Genomic DNA, 17,806 nt, shown 5'->3' with positions numbered 1-17,806 from the left:
CCAGGCCGGTGTGAGTGGTTAAGGCAGCCTGGGCGCGCCGGCCGCCTTGCGGCCGGATCCTGCCAAGGCCGTCCCGGCCACGCGAGGGATACACCACCCTCAGGCGCCGGGCGCCGCCTCCGGCGGCTGGGCTTGCGCGCCATGCCAGGCCGGTGTGAGTGGTTAAGGCAGCCTGGGCGCGCCGGCCGCCTTGCGGCCGGATCCTGCCAAGGCCGTCCCGGCCACGCGAGGGATACACCACCCTCAGGCGCCGGGCGCCGCCTCCGGCGGCGGGGGCGCGCCATGCCGTTCCAGGAGCGTAGGACCTCAGCCGCCGCATCACGTCCGCCGCCCGGTATCAGCGACGCGCGGCCCCGGCGGGGCTTGGCGGAAGCGATTGAAGGTCTCGACCAGCGCGTCACGCGCCAGTGGGGCCGCGCTGCCGGAGCCCGAGGTGCCGTGCTCCACGATCACGCTCACCGCATAGAGTGGGTTGTCATGCGGCGCGAAACCGACAAACAGCGCGTGCGGGCGCCATTCGCGCGGCAACTGGCTCACATTGAAGCCGCGCTCGCGCTGCTCGCGCGTCACGCGCCGCACCTGCGTGGTGCCGGTCTTGCCCGACATCATCCCGTAGCCGCCAGGCAGGCGGGAGGTGAGCGCCGTGCCGCCCTGCTCGTTCACCACGGCCCACATCGCATCCCGCACCAGCCGCATGTCGCGGTCGGGAATGCCCATGCTCGGCCAGTCTTCGGGGCGGCTGCCGCGCACCGGGCGGCCGCCGATGCTGCGTGTCAGATGGGGCTGCACCGCACGCCCGGTCGCCAGCCGCGCCGTCATGGTGCAGAGGCTCAGCGGCGTCAGCTGGTAGAAGCCCTGGCCGATGCCATGCACCACCGTGTCGCCCAGCGCCCAGGGGCGACCCTGGGCCTCACGCCATTCGCGCGTGGGCACCAGCCCGCGCCGCGCTCCCGGCAATTCGATGTCGAGATCCACGCCCAGGCCGAAGCGGCGGGACATGGCGGCGATCCGGTTGATGCCGAGCCGCTTCGCCAATTCGTAGAAATAGACGTCGCAGCTCACCTTGATGGCTGCGCGCATGTCCACGGAGCCATGCCCGTTGCGGTTCCAGCAATGGAAGCGGCTGTCGCCCAGATCGAAATGGCCGGGGCAGGAAATGCGCTCTCCGGTGGTGATGACGCGCGCCTCCAGCCCGGCCAGCGCCACCACCATCTTGAAGGTGGAGCCCGGGGCGTAGAGACCGTTGGTCGCCTTGTTGATCAGCGGCGTCGCACGGTTCGCCGTCCATTGCCGCCATTGCGCGCTGCTGACGCCCGAGTTGAAGACATTGGGGTCGAAGCTCGGCTGGCTCGCCATGGCCAGCACCTCGCCATTGCGGGCGTTCATGACGACGATCGAAGTGCCTTCCTCGATCTTGCCGCGAAGCGTCTTCTGAAGTTCCGTGTCGACGCTGATCTCGATGTCCTGGCCGGGCATGCCCTCGCGCCGGTCCAACTCCCGGATCACGCGGCCAACCGCGTTAACCTCGAGTTGCACCGCACCCGCGCGGCCGCGCAGCACCTGGTCATGATACCGCTCGATCCCGGCACGGCCGACCCGGATACCCGGCAATTGCAGCAGCGGGTCGCCATCCATGTCGCGCTCGGCGGGCGGCGCGACATAACCCACGATATGCGCCAGATGCTCGGCCTCGGGGTAGATGCGCGTGGTGCCGACATCGATCAGGATGCCAGGCAGATCAGGCGCGTTCACCTCGATCCGCGCCATCTCCTCCCAAGTCAGGAATTCGCGGACGATGACAGGCACGAAGCGGCGGCGGCGGCGCACATCGCGCTCCACGCGGACGCGCTCATGCTCGGCGAGCGGCACGATCCGGCTGAAGGTTTCCAGCGTGGCGCCGACATCGGCGGTGTGCTCCGCCACCAGCAGGGCGCGCCAGTTCAGGCGGTTGCCGGCAACCACACGCTCATTGCGGTCCAGCACGCGGCCGCGCGGCGGAGAGAGCAGGCGGGCGGAGAGTCGGTTCTCCTCGGCCAGGGTCGCATAGCGCTCGCCCTGCTCCACCTGCAACTTGTGCAGCCGGTAGCCGAGGAAGCCGAAGGCGCCGAGTTGCACGCTGCCCAGCAGCAGCGCGCGCCGGGTGAAGACGCCGCGACGCTCCTCCTCCTCGCGCTTCACGCCGCGCATGGAGAAGTTCTCGATGCCGCCCTTGGTGCGGCGGAAGAAGCGCGGAAGCTTCATCGCGCCCTCAAACGCCGGGCGCCGGCTCCGCCGACCGCTTTGCGGCCGGATGCTCCGGTGGGGGTTGGCCTGCTTGCAATCACAGCGCCGCCTCCGCGCGCTGCATCGCCGTGTGCAGGCGCGAGAGCACCCAGGCCAGCGCCGGGTAAAGGCCCGCGGCGATGCCAAGCTGGTGCAGCCCAGGTGCGAGCGGGGGCAACATCCAGCCAAGCACGGCCTGCAACAGCCATCCCAGAGCCACGGCACAGAGCGCGAAGCCACAGAATACCAGCCAATTGGCGAGGAAGGATTGCCGCGCCAGGACGTCGCGCAGGCGCAGCGTCACGCCATGCAGGATCAGGAGCGTGAGCACGCCCGTGCCCAGCGCCGCGAAGGAGAGAAGGTCCTGCAAGAGTCCCAGGGCGAACACCACGGGCGCGGGCATGGCAGCCGGGCGGAAGATCGTCCAGAAGAAAATGCAGGGCAGCGAGACGGCGCCCACGATCCCGGGAATCCCGACCGGCACCGCCGCCAGGATGATCAGCAGCGCGGTGAACATCCCTGGAAACCCCGCCCGCGCCGCCGCGTCGAGGCGGCGGAGCAGGCCCATAGGCGGCTCCGGCCGGCCCTTGGAGACCATGGCCTCAGCGCCGTCCGCGCGGCTCGGGCCGGGCGACCGCCTCGGGCGGAAGGATGCCGGAAAGCCCGAAATCGAACAGCCGCAGCACGTCCAGCCGCTCGAGATGCGCGAAAAGCTCGACCTCGACCGCCCCGCTCTCGGTCCAGCGCACCACGCCCACCGGCAGGCCGGCCGGGAAAGCGCCCGCCTGAGCACTGGTGACCACCCGGTCACCCTCGCGTGGGATCACACCTTCGGGCCAATGCTGCAAACGCGGACGGGCCGTGTTGTTGCCCACCATGATGGCGCGGGCCCGGCTGCCCTCGAGCGTCACCGGCACGCGGCTGTTGATGTCCGTCGCCAGCAGGACACGGGCCGAGCGGCTGCCCACTTCGGTCACGCGGCCGGCAAAGCCGCGCTCGTCCAGTGCGATCTGACCCTTGCGGACATTGTGTTGCGGGCCGGTCGCCAGCAGGACCGCGCGGGCATAGGTGCCCCCGGCATCGGCGACGACGCGCGCGGTGCGGAATTGCGGCGCGGGGTCCGGCACCCAGGCGAGCTGCCGGCGCAGCAGCGCATTTTCCGCCTCCAGCGCCAGGGCCGTCGCCTGCCAGCGACGCAGGCGCTCATTCTCCTCCGTGAGGCGGGCATTCTCGGCGCGCATGTTCCATAGCGCCTCGGCCTCCTGCACGGCGCCGCGCACGGCCGAGACCGGCTCCTGCACCGCGGCCCAGATGGGCGAGAGCGCATCGGCCAGCGCCATGCGTGCGCGTTCGATCAGCACGGCATCCGCCTTGCCCAGCAGCATGATGCCGAAGGCAGCCGCGATCAGCACCGGCAGGGAAAGCCGGGCCAATGCCTGTCGCAGCGGGATACTCAGACGGATCACGGCAGCTCCGCCCCTTGAGGGATCAGGACTTGGCTCACGGGGACGTCATGTCCCGCGGCAGGGTTTGGCTCAGAACCAGTCAACAGGAGTCGGGACGAGAGTCCAGAGGACTAATACATCGAAGTCAGAACCTGGCGAAGCCGCTTCAGCTCCTCCAGGGCGCGGCCGGTACCCATGGCCACGCAGTTCAAGGGCTCTTCTGCCACCACAACGGGCAGGCCTGTCGCATCGCGCAGCACTTCGTCCAGGCGATACAGCAGCCCCCCGCCGCCGGTGAGCACGATGCCCTTGTCCACGATATCGGCCGCCAGTTCAGGCGGCGTGTTCTCCAGTGCCACCTTCACCGCATCCACGATCTGCGTCACCGGCTCGAGCAGCGCATAGGCGATCTCGCGCTGGCTCACCACCACTTCGCGCGGCACGCCGTTCATCAGGTCACGGCCCTTGACCTCGGTCAGCGGCCCCTCCTCGCCATCGAAGGGCGGCGCGGCGGCGCCGATCTCCATCTTGATCCGCTCGGCCGAGCTTTCGCCGATCAACAGGTTGTGGGTGCGACGGATATAGCTGATCACCGCCTCGTCCATCTTGTCACCGCCCACGCGCACCGAGCGCGCGTAAACGATGCCGCCAAGGCTGATCACCGCCACTTCCGTGGTGCCGCCGCCGATATCCACCACCATGGAGCCCGAAGGCTCGGTCACCGGCAGGCCGGCGCCGATCGCGGCCGCCATGGGTTCCTCGATCAGCAGCACCTTGCGCGCGCCGGCGCTCTCGGCACTCTCCTGGATGGCGCGGCGCTCGACGGCGGTGGAGCCGGAGGGCACGCAGACGATGATGAGCGGCGAGGTGAAGCTGCGCCGGTTGTGCACCTTGCGGATGAAGTGCTTGATCATCTCCTCCGCCACCTCGAAATCGGCGATGACGCCGTCCCGCAGCGGGCGGATGGCCGCGATGTTGCCAGGCGTGCGGCCCAGCATCTGCTTCGCCTCCTCGCCCACGGCCAGCACCTGCTTGCGGCCGCGATTGTCCGAGATGGCGACGACGGAGGGCTCGTTCAGCACAATGCCCCGGCCCTTCACGTAAACCAGCGTGTTCGCGGTGCCGAGGTCAATGGCCATGTCGGCGGAGAGGAAGCCGAACAGGCGTGAGAACATGCGGGGAGCCTTCCAGGGGGGTGGTTGGGACATCGTCCCCTAGCCCCAAGAGCCCCGTGGGGCAACCCGTTCGGCGCTTGGCACCTCGTCAGCGTCGGGCCGGCCATGCGAGGATAGCGGATAAGCGCCGGGCGAACGGCGCGCATCCGGAGGAAGTTCCATGCCCCTTGCCACCCGCCGCACGGCCCTGCTGGGCGCGCTGAGCCTGCCACTGCCAGCCCTCGCCCAAGGCGGGGCGCCGCCCCGCAGCGTGACCCTGGTGGTGCCCTATGCCGCCGGCGGCGCGACCGACATCCTCGGCCGCATCCTGGCGCAGGGTCTGCAGGAGAAGCTGGGCGGCAGCTTCATCGTGGAAAACCGCCCCGGGGCGGCCACGGCCATCGGCGCGCGTGCCGTTGCCCGCGCCCGCCCCGCCGATGGCCACATGCTGCTGGTGAGAACAAATGTCACCTTCACGGTGAACCCCGCCCTGCTGCCCGATCTCGGCTACGACCCCCTGGCGGATTTCGCCCATCTCACCCTGCTGGCGGAGACACCCTATGTCCTTGTGGTGAACCCGGCGCGTGGCCCGGCAAGCCTTGCCGCCTTCCTCGAGCGCGCGAAGGCGCGGCCGGGTGCCCTCAGCTACGGGTCCTTCGGCAATGGCAGCATGGCGCATCTGGCGGCGGAAATCTTCAGCGAGCGGGCGGGGGTCACCATGACGCATGTCCCCTATCGCGGCAGCGGCCAGGCGGTGCCCGATCTTCTGGCCGGCAATATCGACCTGATGTTCGATACGGTCGCTTCGGCCAAGCCCCTGATCCAGTCGGGCCAGCTGCGCGCCCTCGGCGTTACGGCGGCCAACCGCCTTCCAGCCCTGCCCGACGTGCCGAGCTTCGCCGAGCAGGGGCTTTCCGGGGTGGTGGTGACAGGCTGGTTCAGCGTCTCCGCCACCGCGGGCACACCGGCTCCGGTCATCGCAAGCTTGGCCGCGACGGCGGCCGAGGTCTTCGCCGCGCCAGCCGCACGGCAGCGCCTCGACTCCCTGTCCCTCTCAGCGCCCGAGATGGGGCCGGCCGCGATGCAACGGCAGATCGCGACCGAGACCCCGCTCTACGGTGCCCTCATCCGGCGGCTGAACATCCGCGCGGAATAGGGCTCACTCGGCGGCGACGGGCGGCGGCTCGGTCCGCTCGCGCTTCACCAGCAGCTTGTTCAGCGCATGCACATAGGCCCGCGCGGCGGCGACGATGGTGTCCGTGTCCGCCCCCTGCCCGTCCACGAGCTTGCCGGCCTCCTCCAGGCGGACGGTGACGCGCGCCTGCGCATCGGTGCCGCCGGTGACGGACTGAACGGCGAAGAGCTTCAGGTTCACGTCATGCGGGAAGGCGGCGCGCAGCGCGTTGAAGGTGGCGTCCACGCCGCCATCGCCCATCGCCATGCCGTCGCGGCGCTCGCCATCCACGTCAAGCGCGATGGTCGCCATGGGCTTGGTGCCCATCCCGGTCGAGACGTTGAGGCCGGTCAGCTTGATGCGGTCGTTGCCGCGGCCGACCTCGTCATCAACCAGGGCCGCGATATCCTCGTCGTAGACGACCTTCTTGCGGTCGGCCAGATCCTTGAAGCGCTTGAAGGCGTCATTCAGCTGGTTGTCGCCCACTTCATAGCCCAGCGTCTTCAGCCGATCGCGGAAGGCGGCGCGGCCGGAATGCTTGCCGAGTACGATGGAGTTCGTGGTCCAGCCCACGGATTCCGGCGTCATGATCTCGTAGGTGCTGGCATCCTTCAGCACGCCGTCCTGGTGGATGCCGCTTTCGTGCGCGAAGGCATTGCGGCCGACGATGGCCTTGTTGGGCTGCACGTCGAAGCCGGTGATGGTGGCCAGCAGCTTGGAGGTGCGCAGGATGCGCTTGCTCTCGATGCCGGTCTTCAGCTTCAGCGCGTCATGGCGCGTGCGCAGTGCCATCGCCACCTCTTCCAGGCTCGCATTGCCCGCGCGCTCGCCGATGCCGTTGATGGTGCACTCGATCTGCCGCGCGCCGGCCTGGATCGCGGCCAGCGTGTTGGCGACGGCGAGGCCCAGGTCATTGTGGTTGTGCGCGGAGAAGATGACCTTGTCCGCGTCCGGCACCTTGTTGATCAGGGTCGAGAAGATCAGGCCCATATCCGCCGGCAGCGAATAGCCGACCGTGTCCGGGATGTTGATGGTGGTCGCACCCGCCTTGATGGCGGTGTCCACGCAGCGGCACAGGAAGTCGAGGTCGGAGCGCGAGCCATCCTCGGCCGACCATTCGACGTCGGCCGCGTGGTTGCGCGCCAGGCTCACGCTCTCGGTGATGCGCTCCAGCACCTCCTCGCGCGTCATGCGCAGCTTCACCCGCATGTGCAGGTCACTGGTCGCGAGCACGATGTGGATGCGCGGGCGGGCGGCGGGCTTGGTCGCCTCGGCCGAGGCCAGGATGTCCGCGGCGTTCGCGCGGCTCAGGCTGGCGATCACCGGGCCGTCCTTCGAGAAGCGCTTGGCGATGGACTGCACGCTCTCGAAATCGCCGGGGCTCGCGATGGCGAAGCCGGCTTCCAGCACATCGGCGCCGAGCTCGTGCAGGGCTTCCGCCATGCGCAGCTTCTCGTCGAGGTTCATGGAGAAGCCGGGCGACTGCTCGCCATCCCGCAGCGTCGTGTCGAAGATGATGATGCGGCCGGCTTCGAGCTTGCCGAAGGAAGGATGATTGATGCTCATGGCGATCTCGTGAGGTTCGACGTTTCCGGTGCATGCCCCTGATGGTTCAGGGTCCCCTGAGTGGTGCGGGCCGCGCGCGGCCGCGTGTCACACCCAGGGGCGGGAAAGTCGAAGCGGAAGAAGGGCGAGCGGAAGCGCCCGGGCCTGGAGAGCCAGGAGCCCGGCGGACAGCATCACGCATGCGGTCATCATCGCCATGCATCGAGCATAGGGGGCGACGGGAGCCGGATCAAGCGGGGGAGTTGACCGGTGGACGCGGCGCGCGAGGCCGGTCAAGCTGCGCCGCAACAAACACCGGAGGATCCCCATGCGCCGCAGCCTGATGGCCATCTGCGCCCTGATGCTCGCCCTGCCCGCCGCGGCACGGGCCCAAGGCCAGGATTGGCAGCCCGACCGGCCGGTCCGCATCATCCTGCCCTTCCCGCCCGGGGGTGCCACCGACCTGATCGCCCGCATCCTGGCCGAGCGCGCCTCGCGCGATCTGCCGCATCGCTGGGTGGTGGAGAACCGCTCTGGCGCCAACGGCAATATCGGCATGGCAGCGGCGGCACAGTCGGCGCCTGACGGCTACACGCTGGGCGCCTGCACCATCGGCAATTGCGCCATCAATGCCGCGATCTACGCCCGCATGCCCTTCGACATCGAGCGCGACCTCGTGCCGGTCTTCTGGAGTGCCAGCGTGATGAACGCCCTGGTGGTCCGGCCCGACCATCCGGCGCGGGATTTTCAGCAATTCGTCGCCTGGGCGAAGCGCGAGGGGCCGCGCGTGAACTTCTCCTCCTCCGGCTTCGGCGCCTCGAACCACCTGCTGGGGGAGTTCCTGAACGGCCGCCTCGGCCTGCAGATGACGCACGTACCCTTCCGCGGCGGCGCGCCCGGCATGCAGGCCGTGATCGCGGGCGACACGCAGATGTTCTTCGAGAACACGCCCACGCTCATCGGCGCCATCCGCGGCGGGCAGTTGCGCGCCCTGGTGGTGAGCGGCCGTACCCGCGACGCAGCCCTGCCCGATGTGCCGACGCTGGAGGAGGCGGGCATGTCGGACGCCGTCATCGAGCCCTGGTTCGGCTACATGGCGCCGCGCGGCACACCGCCGGCCGTGGTCGCGCGCCTCAACCAGCTCTTCAACACAGCGCTGGCCGATGAGGCGGTGCAGGCGCGCCTGCGCGACCTCGGCGCCCGGCCGGAGGGCGGGCCGCCCGAGCGCTTCACGCAGCATGTGCAAAGCGAAGTCGCCCGCTGGCGCGAGGTTGTACGGGTCAACCGCATCGAGCGTATCACCGAGTAGCGTAATCGGCCTTTTACATGCCCTCTTCTCTCTGGGCGTGAATGACGTGTAGCGTGGTCCCGGCTGGGACGAATAATCCACGAGGAGGCATGGTATGCCGACAAGGCTCGGTTTTGAATTTCTAGGGACGTTCTGGCTCGTGCTCGGCGGCTGCGGCAGCGCGGTGCTCGCCGCGGCCTTCCCCGATGTCGGGATCGGCCTGCTGGGCGTCGCCCTCGCCTTCGGCCTCACCGTTCTGACCATGGCCTATGCCATCGGCCATGTCTCGGGCTGCCACCTGAACCCCGCGGTCACGCTGGGCCTGGTCTGCGCCGGCCGTTTCGATGCGGATGAGGCAATCCCCTACATGGTCGCCCAGGTGGGCGGCGCGATCCTGGCCGCCATGCTGCTCTACGCCATCGCCTCGGGTGCGCCCGGCTGGGATGTCAGCAAGGGCCTGGCCGCCAATGGCTATGGCGATGCCTCCCCCGGCCGCTACAGCATGGCGATCGGCTTCGTCACCGAACTGACGATGACCTTCATGTTCCTGATGATCATCCTCGGCTCCACCTCCAAGCGGGCGCCGGCCGGCTTCGCGCCCATCGCCATCGGCCTGGGGCTGACGCTGATCCACCTGATCAGCATTCCCGTGACCAACACCTCGGTAAACCCGGCACGCAGCACCGGCCCGGCGGTCATCCTGGGCGGCACGGCGCTGCAGCAGCTCTGGCTGTTCTGGGTGGCACCCATGCTGGGCGCGGCCTTCGCCGGTCTCGCGCATCGCTTCAGCGACGAGGACTAGAGGCTGATCGCCTTTGGTGGGATCACCAAAGGCGTGAAGCAGCCTCTCAACACGGTCCAGAGCGTGATCCGTCTTTGTTGATCACGCTTTGGGCTCTTGCGAAGGGGGCATGGCCCCCCTTCCCTCATTTCGGCGGATGAGTCGCGAGCCAATGGCGCGCGATCTCCTCGCGCGTCGCCACCCAGACATCGCCGCAGGCCACGACATGGTCCAGGAAGCGCGCCAGCGAGGCGGCGCGGCCGGGCCGGCCCACCAGGCGGCAATGCAGGCCCACGCTCATCATCTTGGGCGCACCCGCCGCGCCCTCCGCCCGCAGCATCTCCACCGCGTCCCGCAGGTAGCGCTCGAAGCCGTCCGGATCGCCGAAGCCGGGGGGCACGGCGAACTTCATGTCGTTGGCGTCGAGCGTGTAGGGGATGATCAGCTGCGGCTTGCCGGCCACCTGGATGTAGTGCGGGAGGTCATCATCATAGGAATCGCTGTCGTAAAGAAAGCCGCCATGCTCGGCGACGAGCCGGCGCGTATTGGGGCTGATGCGCCCGGTGTACCAGCCGACGGGCCGCTTGCCGGTCAGGCGCTCGATCGTCTCGACGCAGCGGGCGATCTCGGCGCGTTCCTCGGCCTCAGGCATGTTGTGGTAGTCGATCCAGCGCCAGCCATGGCTCGCCACCTCATGGCCCGCTGCCGCGAAGGCGCGCGCGACATCCGGGTTCAGCTCCAAGGCCCGGCCCACGCCATACACGGTGAATTTCAGGCCACGCTGGGCGAACAGCCGCATGACGCGCCAGACCCCGGCACGGGCGCCGTAGTCGAACTGCGTCTCCACCGTCCGGTTGCGCTCGCCCAGCGTCGGGCTGCCGCCCGGCACCTCGTGCAGATAGAGCTCGGAGCCCGCATCGCCGTTCAACACGGTGTTCTCGCCCCCCTCCTCGTAGTTCAGCACGAAGGAGAGGGCGAGCTTCGCGCCATTGGGCCAGCGCGGGTCGGGCGGCGTGGCGCCATAGCCGCGCAGGTCACGCGGATAGGTGGTGCCGGGCGCCATCACATGGGGGGGCGTGGGGTCGGGGGCGGGCGTCTTGCTCATGTCGCCCAGCTTCAACGGCGCGCCGGCGGGGTCAAGCGGTGACATCCGCGCGCCGCTGTAGCAAAAGACAAGGGAACGACGCCGATTCGCCGGTCGATCCAGGAGAAGAGCCCATGTCCCGCCGCCTCACCCCAGCCGCCTTCGGCGCCGCCCTCTTGGCCCTGGCCGCCTGCGCCGAGACCCCGGCCCCCGCGGTGACGGCCGCCCCGCCGGCCCCCGCGCCGGCAGCCCCCGCGCCCACCGCCACCCAGGTGGACCCGAACCGCGCCCTGCCGATCTTCTTCGAGGCCTGGTCCGCCTATATCGAGGAGCCGGCCCGCGTCGCCCTCGCCGAAGTCGCGACCTACATCAAGGCGAACCCGCGCATCCCCGTGCTGGTGGTGGGCTATGCCGACCCGCGCGGCTCGGCCGAGGCGAACATGATCCTCTCCCGCCTGCGCGCCCGCGTGGTGGCCGATACGCTGGTCGAGAACGGCGTACCGCGGAACCGCATCCGCATCCTCTACCGCGGCGCGACGCCGGGCTTCGAGAGCCTGGAGAGCCGCCGCGTCGAGGTGCGGGTGGATCGCGGCCAGCGGTAACGCCGGCCGGGAACTCCAGGGGGCGGGAAGCCGCCCTCTCCTTCGGGTTTCAAGCTGCGTCGGCCCGGCGGATTCATCGCGCCCGCAGCCGATGTTTCGCCGCGGCGCTGGACACCGGCGATCAGCCCAGGCGAGGGTTTTCCGCGGCAGCCGCCCGTGCCGCGGCAAGACCTCCCCCGCGGCGCTTCAAACACGGCGGAAGCCGCTCCATCGCCCAGCGCCCGCACGCCGAGGCACTGATCGGCCGCGCCCTCGCCTGACGCCCCCCAATGACGCCACTCGAGCGCACTCTGCTCCCATGGCCGGGGCGTAGCAGGGCGCGCCCTGCGGCTGGGGTCGTTAGGCCTTCGTTGACGATCATGTTCCATCCTCCGCGACATCCGCCCGGCGCCTTGGCCGCGGCGGTGATGCAACAGGAGAAACGGCCGTGTTCCTCAGAAGCCCGAGCGTCGAAAACGGCGCACCAAAGGTCGCCGCACTTGAGGCGCTGGGCGCCTGCGTCATGCTCGCTGACCTGGAGCTCAACATCACCTACGTGAATGCGGCCGCCATGACGCTGATGCGGGAAGCGGCCGCGGAACTGAAGCGCGAGTTGCCGCGCTTCGACCCGGATCGCCTGATCGGCAGCAACATTGATATCTTCCACAGGAAGCCCGCGCACCAACGCGGCATGCTGTCCGCGCTCGCCAGGCCGCACGCAGCGACGATCACGGTCGGCACCCGCAAGTTCGACCTGCTGGTCTCCCCGCTGTCGGAAAAGGGAGCCAAGCTAGGCTACGTGGTCGAATGGGCCGATGCGCGCCATCGGCTGCTCAACCTCGACTACGCGGCACAGCTGGCGGCGATCAACCGCAGCCAGGCGGTGATCGAATTCGCCACGGATGGCACGATCCTGCGCGCCAATCCGATCTTCCTCGAAGTGATGGGCTACGCCGAGGCTGAGGTGGTGGGCCAGAACCACCACATCTTCATGCCGAAAGGCGAGGCCGAACTGCCTCAATACACCGCCCTATGGGAGGCGTTGCGGGAGGGGAGGTTCAGCGCGGCCCGCTTCCAGCGAGTCACGAAGCACGGGCGCATCGTCTGGATCGAGGGAGCCTACAACCCGATCGTGGACGAGAAGGGCCAGGTCACGAAGGTGGTGAAGTTCGCGGTGGACGCCTCCCGCAAGGTGGAGATGCAGCAGAACCTCCGCCAGCAGATCGCCGAGATCGAGGGGGCGGTCAGCCAGTCCACGCAATCGGCCACCGGGGCGTCGGGGGCCACGGCCGCCACGGTAGGGAACCTGCGCGACGCGGAGGCCAGCAGCGGCGAGCTCGCCAGCTCGACCGGGGAGATCGCACAGACCATGGCGCGCACGCGGGAGGCGGCGGCCTCTGGCCTGGACCAGGCCGTCCAGGTGGCGAAAAGCGCGGATGAGCTGGCCGCCGCGGCTCAGGCGATGACCGGCATCGTGGACTTGATCCGCAGCATCGCGAGCCAGATCAATCTGCTGGCCCTGAACGCGACGATCGAGGCCGCACGCGCCGGGGAGGCCGGCAAGGGTTTCGCCGTCGTGGCGTCCGAGGTCAAAAACCTCGCCCTGCAGGCGGCCCGCGCCACCGAGCAGATCCGGACCGAAATCGACGGGCTTCAGACAACGTCGCAGAGCGTGGCGGGCGCCGTCTCCGGCATCCGCACCTCGATGACGACCATCACGGAAAGCGTGGGGATCACGGCCGCCGCCGTCGAGGAGCAGCGGGCCGTCTCGGTCGGCATGGCCACCACCATGGGCAGCGCCCTGGCCGCCATGGAAGACGCCGATGGCCGGATCAGCGAGATCGAGCAGGCCATCGGCCAGGTGTCCACGGCGATCGGGCGCACGCGCCAGATCGCCGAGGAGCTTGCACGCTGAGCGTGAGGCTCAGTTGCGCGCCTTGTCCACGAGCTGGCCCTTGGTGATCCAGGGCATCATGCCGCGCAGCTTGGCGCCCACTTCCTCGATCGGGTGCTCGGCCAGGCGGCGGCGGGTGGCCTTGAAGCTCGCCTGGTTGACCTTGTTCTCCAGCATCCAGTCGCGGGCGAACTTGCCGGTCTGGATGTCATCCAGCACGCGCTTCATCTCGGCCTTGGTCTCGGCGGTGATGATGCGGGGACCCGTCACGTATTCGCCGTACTCGGCCGTGTTGGAGATCGAGTAGTTCATGTTCGCGATGCCGCCCTCGTAGATCAGGTCCACGATGAGCTTCACCTCGTGCAGGCACTCGAAATAGGCCATCTCGGGCGCGTAGCCGGCCTCGACCAGCGTCTCGTAGCCGGCCTTGATCAGCTCGACCAAGCCGCCGCAGAGGACCACCTGCTCACCGAAGAGGTCGGTCTCGCACTCTTCCTTGAAGGTGGTCTCGATGATGCCGGAACGGCCGCCGCCGACGGCGGACGCATAGGAGAGCGCGATCTCGAGCGCATTGCCCGAGGGGTTCTGCGCGACGGCCACGAGGCAGGGCACGCCGCCGCCCTTCTGGTACTCGCCGCGCACCGTGTGGCCGGGGCCCTTCGGCGCGATCATGAAGACGTCGATGTCCGGACGCGGGTCGAGCAGGTTGAAATGCACGTTCAGGCCATGCGCGAAGGCCAGCGCGGAGCCGGGGCGCAGGTTGTCGTGCAGGTGCTCGCGGTAAAGATCGCCCTGCAGCTCGTCCGGCGTCAGCACCATGACGACATCGGCCCACTTGGCCGCATCGGCGGGGGACATCACCTTGAAGCCGGCGGCCTCGGCCTTCTTCCAGGAACCGCCCGGGCGCAGGCCGATCACGACCTCCTTCACGCCGCTGTCGCGCATGTTCATGGCATGGGCATGGCCCTGGGAGCCGAAGCCGATCACGGCGACCTTCTTCGCCTTGATCAGGTTCACATCGGCATCACGATCGTAATAGACGCGCATCTCGGGCGCTCCTCTTTGCTGTCAGTCTTGGTCAGAAAATGGGGTCGAAAGAAAAAATCACGCCGCCATGTGCGCCGTGCCGCGCGCGATGGCAACCGCCCCCGTGCGGCAAACTTCCTTGAGGCCGAGCGGGCGCATGAGCCCGCAGAAGGCATCGATCTTGTCGGCATTGCCGGTCATCTCGAAGACGAAGCTCTCTGTCGTCGCGTCCACCACGCGGGCGCGGAAGGCATCAGCGAGGCGCAGCGCCTCGACGCGATTCTCGCCCTTGCCCACGACCTTGATGAGGGCGAGTTCGCGCGTCAGGTGCGGGCCTTCCATCGTCAGGTCATGCACGCGGTGCACGGGGACGAGGCGGTCCAGCTGCGCCTTGATCTGCTCGATCACCATCTCGGTGCCGGAGGTGACAATGGTGATTCGGGACAGCCGCCCCTCCTCATCCACCGGGGCCACGGTCAGGCTATCGATGTTGTAGCCGCGGCCGGAGAAAAGGCCGATGACGCGGGCCAGCACGCCAGCCTCGTTCTCCACCAGCACGGCGATCGTGGCCGTGCGCACATTCGTTCCAGACATCGAACCATCCACCAAAGAGGGGCGCCTCGTTCAGAGGATGCGGCCGGGAACCGGCCGCCGCGCCCAGACTGAGATCAAAACCCGCGCAACCGCCGCGGCGCGAAGCCAAGCGCGCGGAGCGCGCGCCCGGCGCTTGAGGGCAGAAACTAAACCAGCACCTTCCCGGCATCCGTCACCGCGGCCGCGTTCTTCTCCTGGCCCGGGCCCATGATCATGTCGTTATGCGCGGCCCCCGAGGGGATCATCGGGAAGCAGTTCTCATCCTTGGCGACGCAGATATCGGCGATGACCGGGCCGGGATGGGCGATCATCTCGCGGATCACGTCATCCAGCTGGTCCGAGGTCTCGGCGCGCAGGCCGCGCGCATGGAAGGCCTCGGCCAGCTTCACGAAATCGGGCAGCGCGTCGCTGTAGGATTCCGAGTAGCGGCCGCCATGCAGCAGTTCCTGCCACTGGCGCACCATGCCCATATATTCGTTGTTCAGGATGAAGACCTTCACCGGCAGGCGATACTGCGCGAGCGTCCCCATCTCCTGGATGTTCATCAGGATCGAGGCCTCGCCCGCGATGTCGATGCAGAGCGCATCCGGATGCGCGATCTGCACGCCCATCGCGGCCGGCAGGCCATAGCCCATGGTGCCAAGCCCGCCCGAGGTCATCCAGCGGTTCGGCTTGTCGAAACCGAAATACTGCGCGGCCCACATCTGGTGCTGGCCCACCTCGGTGGAGATGAAGGTCTCGCGGCCGAGCTCCTTCGTGATCTCGTAGAGGCGCTTCACCGCGTGCTGCGGCTTGATGATCGGCCCCTGCTGGACATAGGCGAGGCAGTCGCGCTTGCGCCACTCATCGATCTGGCGCCACCAGCCGAGCTGCGCCTCCTTCGCCACCGGCGTCGGGTCGCTCTTCCAGCATTCGATCATGGCGGCGAGGACGGCGGCCGCATCGCCCACGATCGGCACCTCGACCTTCACATTCTTGTTGATGGAGGAGGGATCAATGTCGGCGTGGATCTTCTTCGAGCCGGGGCTGAAGGCATCGAGGCGGCCGGTGATGCGGTCATCGAAGCGGGCGCCGATGTTGAACATCACGTCGCAGCCATGCATCGTGAGGTTCGCTTCGTAGGTGCCGTGCATGCCCAGCATGCCGATGAATTGCGGGTCCGTCGCCGGGAAGGCGCCGAGGCCCATCAGCGTGTTGGTGCAGGGCATGCCCGTCAGGTGCACGAATTCGCGCAGCAGGCGCGAGGCCTCGGGGCCGGAATTGATCACGCCGCCGCCGGCATAGATCACCGGGCGCTGGCTCTGCTTGAGCAGGCGCACCGCCTCCTGGATGCGCGCCGCATCGGGCTGCGTCACCGGGCGATAGCTGCGATGCGGCGCGTTCGGCGCCGGCGCCTCGCTATAGGGGGCGGGCTTGATCAGGATGTCCTTGGGCAGATCGATCACGACCGGGCCAGGGCGGCCGGACTTGGCCACATAGAAGGCGTCGTGCATGACCCGCGCGAGGTCCTCGCTGCGCTTCACCAGATAATTGTGCTTGGTGGCGGGGCGGGTGATGCCGGTCGTGTCCGCCTCCTGGAAGGCGTCATTGCCGATCAGGTGCGTCGGCACCTGGCCGGTGAGGCAGACCACCGGGATGCTGTCCATCAGCGCGTCCACCAGGCCGGTCACCGCATTGGTCGCGCCGGGGCCGGAGGTGACCAGCACCACGCCCACCTTGCCGGTGGAGCGGGCATAGCCCTCGGCCGCGTGCACCGCCGCCTGCTCGTGCCGGACGAGGATGTGGCGGATGGAATTCTGCTGGAACAGCGCGTCATAGATCGGCAGGACGGCGCCGCCGGGATAGCCGAAGATGACATCCACGCCCTGGTCCTTCAGCGCGCGGAGGACGACCTCGGCGCCGCTTTGCAGGGCGGTGTCGGCGGCAGGGGCTGCGGTGATGGACATGGTGGACCTCGTGTTCTGTGGGCCGAGGCTTAGGGGGCATGGTGCAGCGCGTCAACCGCCCGATTGAAGAAACGCGAAGATTTCGGGTTGATTTCTTTCTGAAAGTTGCGCCAGACCCGCGATTCGCGCATTGATCCTATGCGTTGCCGAGGGGGCGACCAGCGCCTGGTGCCGAAACCAGGTCGCTTGCCGCCTTGTATAGGTCCAGGTGCCGGCGATGGCGCGGCGGTCCGCTTCCTCGCGGCTGATCTCGCCGCGCCATTCGGCGGCGAGTTCGGGCACGCCATGGGCCCGCATGGCGGGCAGGCTGGCATCCAGCCCCTGGTCCACCAGCGCGCCGACCTCCTGCAACGCCCCCTGCTCCCGCATCTGGCCCCAGCGCGTGATGATGGCGGGGTGCAGCTGCTCGCGCGGGGGCGTCAGCAGGATGGCACGGAAATCGTAGGGCGCGGGCGGCAGGCGCGGCGCTTCGCGCTGCCAGGCGGCCAGGCTTTTTCCTGTGGCGAGAAACACCTCCAGCGCGCGCGCCAGGCGCTGGCTGTCGGAGGGGCGGAGCTTCGCGGCATCCTCGGGGTGCAGCGTGGCGTGCAGCCGCTCGGGGCCGAGTTCGGCGAGGCGCGCGCGGGCTGCCTCGCGCGCCGGCTCGGGGATGTCGGGCAGGATGGAGAGGCCCTGGGTCAGGGCGCGCAGATACATGCCCGTCCCGCCGCAGAGGATGGGCAGGCGGGCGGCCCCCATCGCCGCCAGCGCCTCGCGGCGCCACCAGGCAACCGAGCCGGTCTCGGAGGCTGGCAGAACGCCATAGAGCGCATGCGGCGCGCGCGCCTCATCCTCCGGCGAGGGCCGCGCGGTGACGATGCGCAGTTCGCGATAGCATTGCATCGCGTCGGCATTGATGACCGTGCCGCCGAAGCGTTCAGCCAGATGCAGCGCGAGGGCGGATTTTCCGGAGGCGGTCGGCCCCGCGATGATCAGCGCCTTTAGGAGCGGCGCGGGGTCCGGTTGCGTCATGCGCGCGCCCCCGGCATGGTC

Annotated in this window: 15 protein-coding genes; 5 read left to right on the top strand and 10 right to left on the bottom strand. The window is 68.8% G+C overall.

The window, feature by feature from the left end:
• Nucleotides 1–318 precede the first annotated feature (318 nt).
• From mrdA to KTR66_RS21035, 4 genes are all read right to left on the bottom strand, one after another.
• Nucleotides 319–2,241, bottom strand: coding sequence for a penicillin-binding protein 2 (gene mrdA / locus KTR66_RS21050; RefSeq protein ID WP_249732308.1), 1,923 nt, complete (start codon nucleotides 2,239–2,241; stop codon nucleotides 319–321).
• Between the two features lie 79 nt (nucleotides 2,242–2,320).
• Nucleotides 2,321–2,830 (bottom strand): rod shape-determining protein MreD, encoded by a 510-nt coding sequence (locus KTR66_RS21045; RefSeq protein WP_249732307.1) that lies wholly within the window; start codon nucleotides 2,828–2,830, stop codon nucleotides 2,321–2,323.
• Nucleotides 2,831–2,864: 34 nt separating this feature from the next.
• The gene (mreC, locus tag KTR66_RS21040; RefSeq protein ID WP_213616112.1) at nucleotides 2,865–3,728 is read right to left on the bottom strand and encodes a rod shape-determining protein MreC; all 864 of its coding nucleotides are present in this window, start codon (nucleotides 3,726–3,728) and stop codon (nucleotides 2,865–2,867) included.
• A 110-nt stretch (nucleotides 3,729–3,838) separates the two neighbouring features.
• The gene (locus tag KTR66_RS21035) at nucleotides 3,839–4,882 is read right to left on the bottom strand and encodes a rod shape-determining protein (protein ID WP_213616110.1); all 1,044 of its coding nucleotides are present in this window, start codon (nucleotides 4,880–4,882) and stop codon (nucleotides 3,839–3,841) included.
• A 160-nt stretch (nucleotides 4,883–5,042) separates the two neighbouring features.
• On the opposite strand from KTR66_RS21035, the gene KTR66_RS21030 reads away from it, so the two are divergent.
• Complete coding sequence (locus KTR66_RS21030) at nucleotides 5,043–6,017, top strand: tripartite tricarboxylate transporter substrate binding protein (protein WP_213616108.1); 975 nt, start codon at nucleotides 5,043–5,045, stop codon at nucleotides 6,015–6,017.
• A gap of 3 nt (nucleotides 6,018–6,020) precedes the next feature.
• Here KTR66_RS21030 and KTR66_RS21025 read toward each other — a convergent pair whose 3' ends face one another.
• The gene (locus KTR66_RS21025; RefSeq protein ID WP_213616106.1) at nucleotides 6,021–7,601 is read right to left on the bottom strand and encodes a 2-isopropylmalate synthase; all 1,581 of its coding nucleotides are present in this window, start codon (nucleotides 7,599–7,601) and stop codon (nucleotides 6,021–6,023) included.
• 307 nt (nucleotides 7,602–7,908) lie between these two features.
• On the opposite strand from KTR66_RS21025, the gene KTR66_RS21020 reads away from it, so the two are divergent.
• Both KTR66_RS21020 and aqpZ read left to right on the top strand, forming a co-directional pair.
• Nucleotides 7,909–8,889, top strand: a complete 981-nt coding sequence (locus tag KTR66_RS21020) for a tripartite tricarboxylate transporter substrate binding protein (RefSeq protein WP_213616104.1) — start codon at nucleotides 7,909–7,911, stop codon at nucleotides 8,887–8,889.
• A 94-nt stretch (nucleotides 8,890–8,983) separates the two neighbouring features.
• Nucleotides 8,984–9,670 (top strand): aquaporin Z, encoded by a 687-nt coding sequence (gene aqpZ / locus KTR66_RS21015; RefSeq protein WP_213616103.1) that lies wholly within the window; start codon nucleotides 8,984–8,986, stop codon nucleotides 9,668–9,670.
• Between the two features lie 124 nt (nucleotides 9,671–9,794).
• On the opposite strand, the gene puuE is transcribed toward aqpZ, so the two are convergent.
• Nucleotides 9,795–10,754, bottom strand: coding sequence for an allantoinase PuuE (gene puuE / locus KTR66_RS21010; RefSeq protein WP_249732306.1), 960 nt, complete (start codon nucleotides 10,752–10,754; stop codon nucleotides 9,795–9,797).
• 113 nt (nucleotides 10,755–10,867) lie between these two features.
• Between puuE and KTR66_RS21005 the strand changes: the two genes are divergently transcribed.
• Together KTR66_RS21005 and KTR66_RS21000 are read left to right on the top strand one after the other, a co-directional pair.
• Nucleotides 10,868–11,335 (top strand): OmpA family protein, encoded by a 468-nt coding sequence (locus tag KTR66_RS21005; RefSeq protein WP_213616101.1) that lies wholly within the window; start codon nucleotides 10,868–10,870, stop codon nucleotides 11,333–11,335.
• Between the two features lie 427 nt (nucleotides 11,336–11,762).
• Nucleotides 11,763–13,229, top strand: coding sequence for a methyl-accepting chemotaxis protein (locus KTR66_RS21000; protein ID WP_371819187.1), 1,467 nt, complete (start codon nucleotides 11,763–11,765; stop codon nucleotides 13,227–13,229).
• A gap of 9 nt (nucleotides 13,230–13,238) precedes the next feature.
• Here the strand turns inward: KTR66_RS21000 and ilvC are convergent, their stop codons facing one another.
• The 4 genes from ilvC to miaA all read right to left on the bottom strand — a co-directional run bounded on the left by ilvC (nucleotide 13,239) and on the right by miaA (nucleotide 17,785).
• Complete coding sequence (gene ilvC, locus KTR66_RS20995) at nucleotides 13,239–14,255, bottom strand: ketol-acid reductoisomerase (RefSeq protein ID WP_213616099.1); 1,017 nt, start codon at nucleotides 14,253–14,255, stop codon at nucleotides 13,239–13,241.
• A gap of 57 nt (nucleotides 14,256–14,312) precedes the next feature.
• Nucleotides 14,313–14,828, bottom strand: a complete 516-nt coding sequence (ilvN, locus tag KTR66_RS20990; protein ID WP_213616097.1) for an acetolactate synthase small subunit — start codon at nucleotides 14,826–14,828, stop codon at nucleotides 14,313–14,315.
• 146 nt (nucleotides 14,829–14,974) lie between these two features.
• Nucleotides 14,975–16,774 carry an acetolactate synthase 3 large subunit gene (locus tag KTR66_RS20985; protein WP_213616095.1) on the bottom strand — a complete coding sequence of 600 codons (1,800 nt, stop codon included), beginning with the start codon at nucleotides 16,772–16,774 and terminating at the stop codon, nucleotides 14,975–14,977.
• Between the two features lie 51 nt (nucleotides 16,775–16,825).
• Entirely contained in the window at nucleotides 16,826–17,785 is a 960-nt protein-coding gene (gene miaA / locus KTR66_RS20980) for a tRNA (adenosine(37)-N6)-dimethylallyltransferase MiaA (protein ID WP_213616093.1), read from the bottom strand.
• Nucleotides 17,786–17,806: the final 21 nt, after the last annotated feature.

It is taken from the genome of Roseococcus sp. SDR, assembly GCF_019083995.1.
In the GTDB taxonomy this organism is placed as follows: Bacteria; Pseudomonadota; Alphaproteobacteria; order Acetobacterales; family Acetobacteraceae; genus Roseococcus.
This window is presented reverse-complemented; position numbering and strand designations above follow the sequence as displayed.

Excerpts from the sequence above, each read along its gene's own strand:
- mrdA (WP_249732308.1), bottom strand. The coding sequence starts at position 2,241 with ATGAAGCTTCCGCGCTTCTTCCGCCGCACCAAGGGCGGCATCGAGAAC.
- KTR66_RS21045 (WP_249732307.1), bottom strand. The coding sequence starts at position 2,830 with ATGGGCCTGCTCCGCCGCCTCGACGCGGCGGCGCGGGCGGGGTTTCCA.
- KTR66_RS21035 (WP_213616110.1), bottom strand. The coding sequence starts at position 4,882 with ATGTTCTCACGCCTGTTCGGCTTCCTCTCCGCCGACATGGCCATTGAC.
- KTR66_RS21030 (WP_213616108.1), top strand. The coding sequence starts at position 5,043 with ATGCCCCTTGCCACCCGCCGCACGGCCCTGCTGGGCGCGCTGAGCCTG.
- KTR66_RS21025 (WP_213616106.1), bottom strand. The coding sequence starts at position 7,601 with ATGAGCATCAATCATCCTTCCTTCGGCAAGCTCGAAGCCGGCCGCATC.
- KTR66_RS21020 (WP_213616104.1), top strand. The coding sequence starts at position 7,909 with ATGCGCCGCAGCCTGATGGCCATCTGCGCCCTGATGCTCGCCCTGCCC.
- aqpZ (WP_213616103.1), top strand. The coding sequence starts at position 8,984 with ATGCCGACAAGGCTCGGTTTTGAATTTCTAGGGACGTTCTGGCTCGTG.
- puuE (WP_249732306.1), bottom strand. The coding sequence starts at position 10,754 with ATGAGCAAGACGCCCGCCCCCGACCCCACGCCCCCCCATGTGATGGCG.
- KTR66_RS21005 (WP_213616101.1), top strand. The coding sequence starts at position 10,868 with ATGTCCCGCCGCCTCACCCCAGCCGCCTTCGGCGCCGCCCTCTTGGCC.
- ilvC (WP_213616099.1), bottom strand. The coding sequence starts at position 14,255 with ATGCGCGTCTATTACGATCGTGATGCCGATGTGAACCTGATCAAGGCG.
- ilvN (WP_213616097.1), bottom strand. The coding sequence starts at position 14,828 with ATGTCTGGAACGAATGTGCGCACGGCCACGATCGCCGTGCTGGTGGAG.
- KTR66_RS20985 (WP_213616095.1), bottom strand. The coding sequence starts at position 16,774 with ATGTCCATCACCGCAGCCCCTGCCGCCGACACCGCCCTGCAAAGCGGC.
- miaA (WP_213616093.1), bottom strand. The coding sequence starts at position 17,785 with ATGACGCAACCGGACCCCGCGCCGCTCCTAAAGGCGCTGATCATCGCG.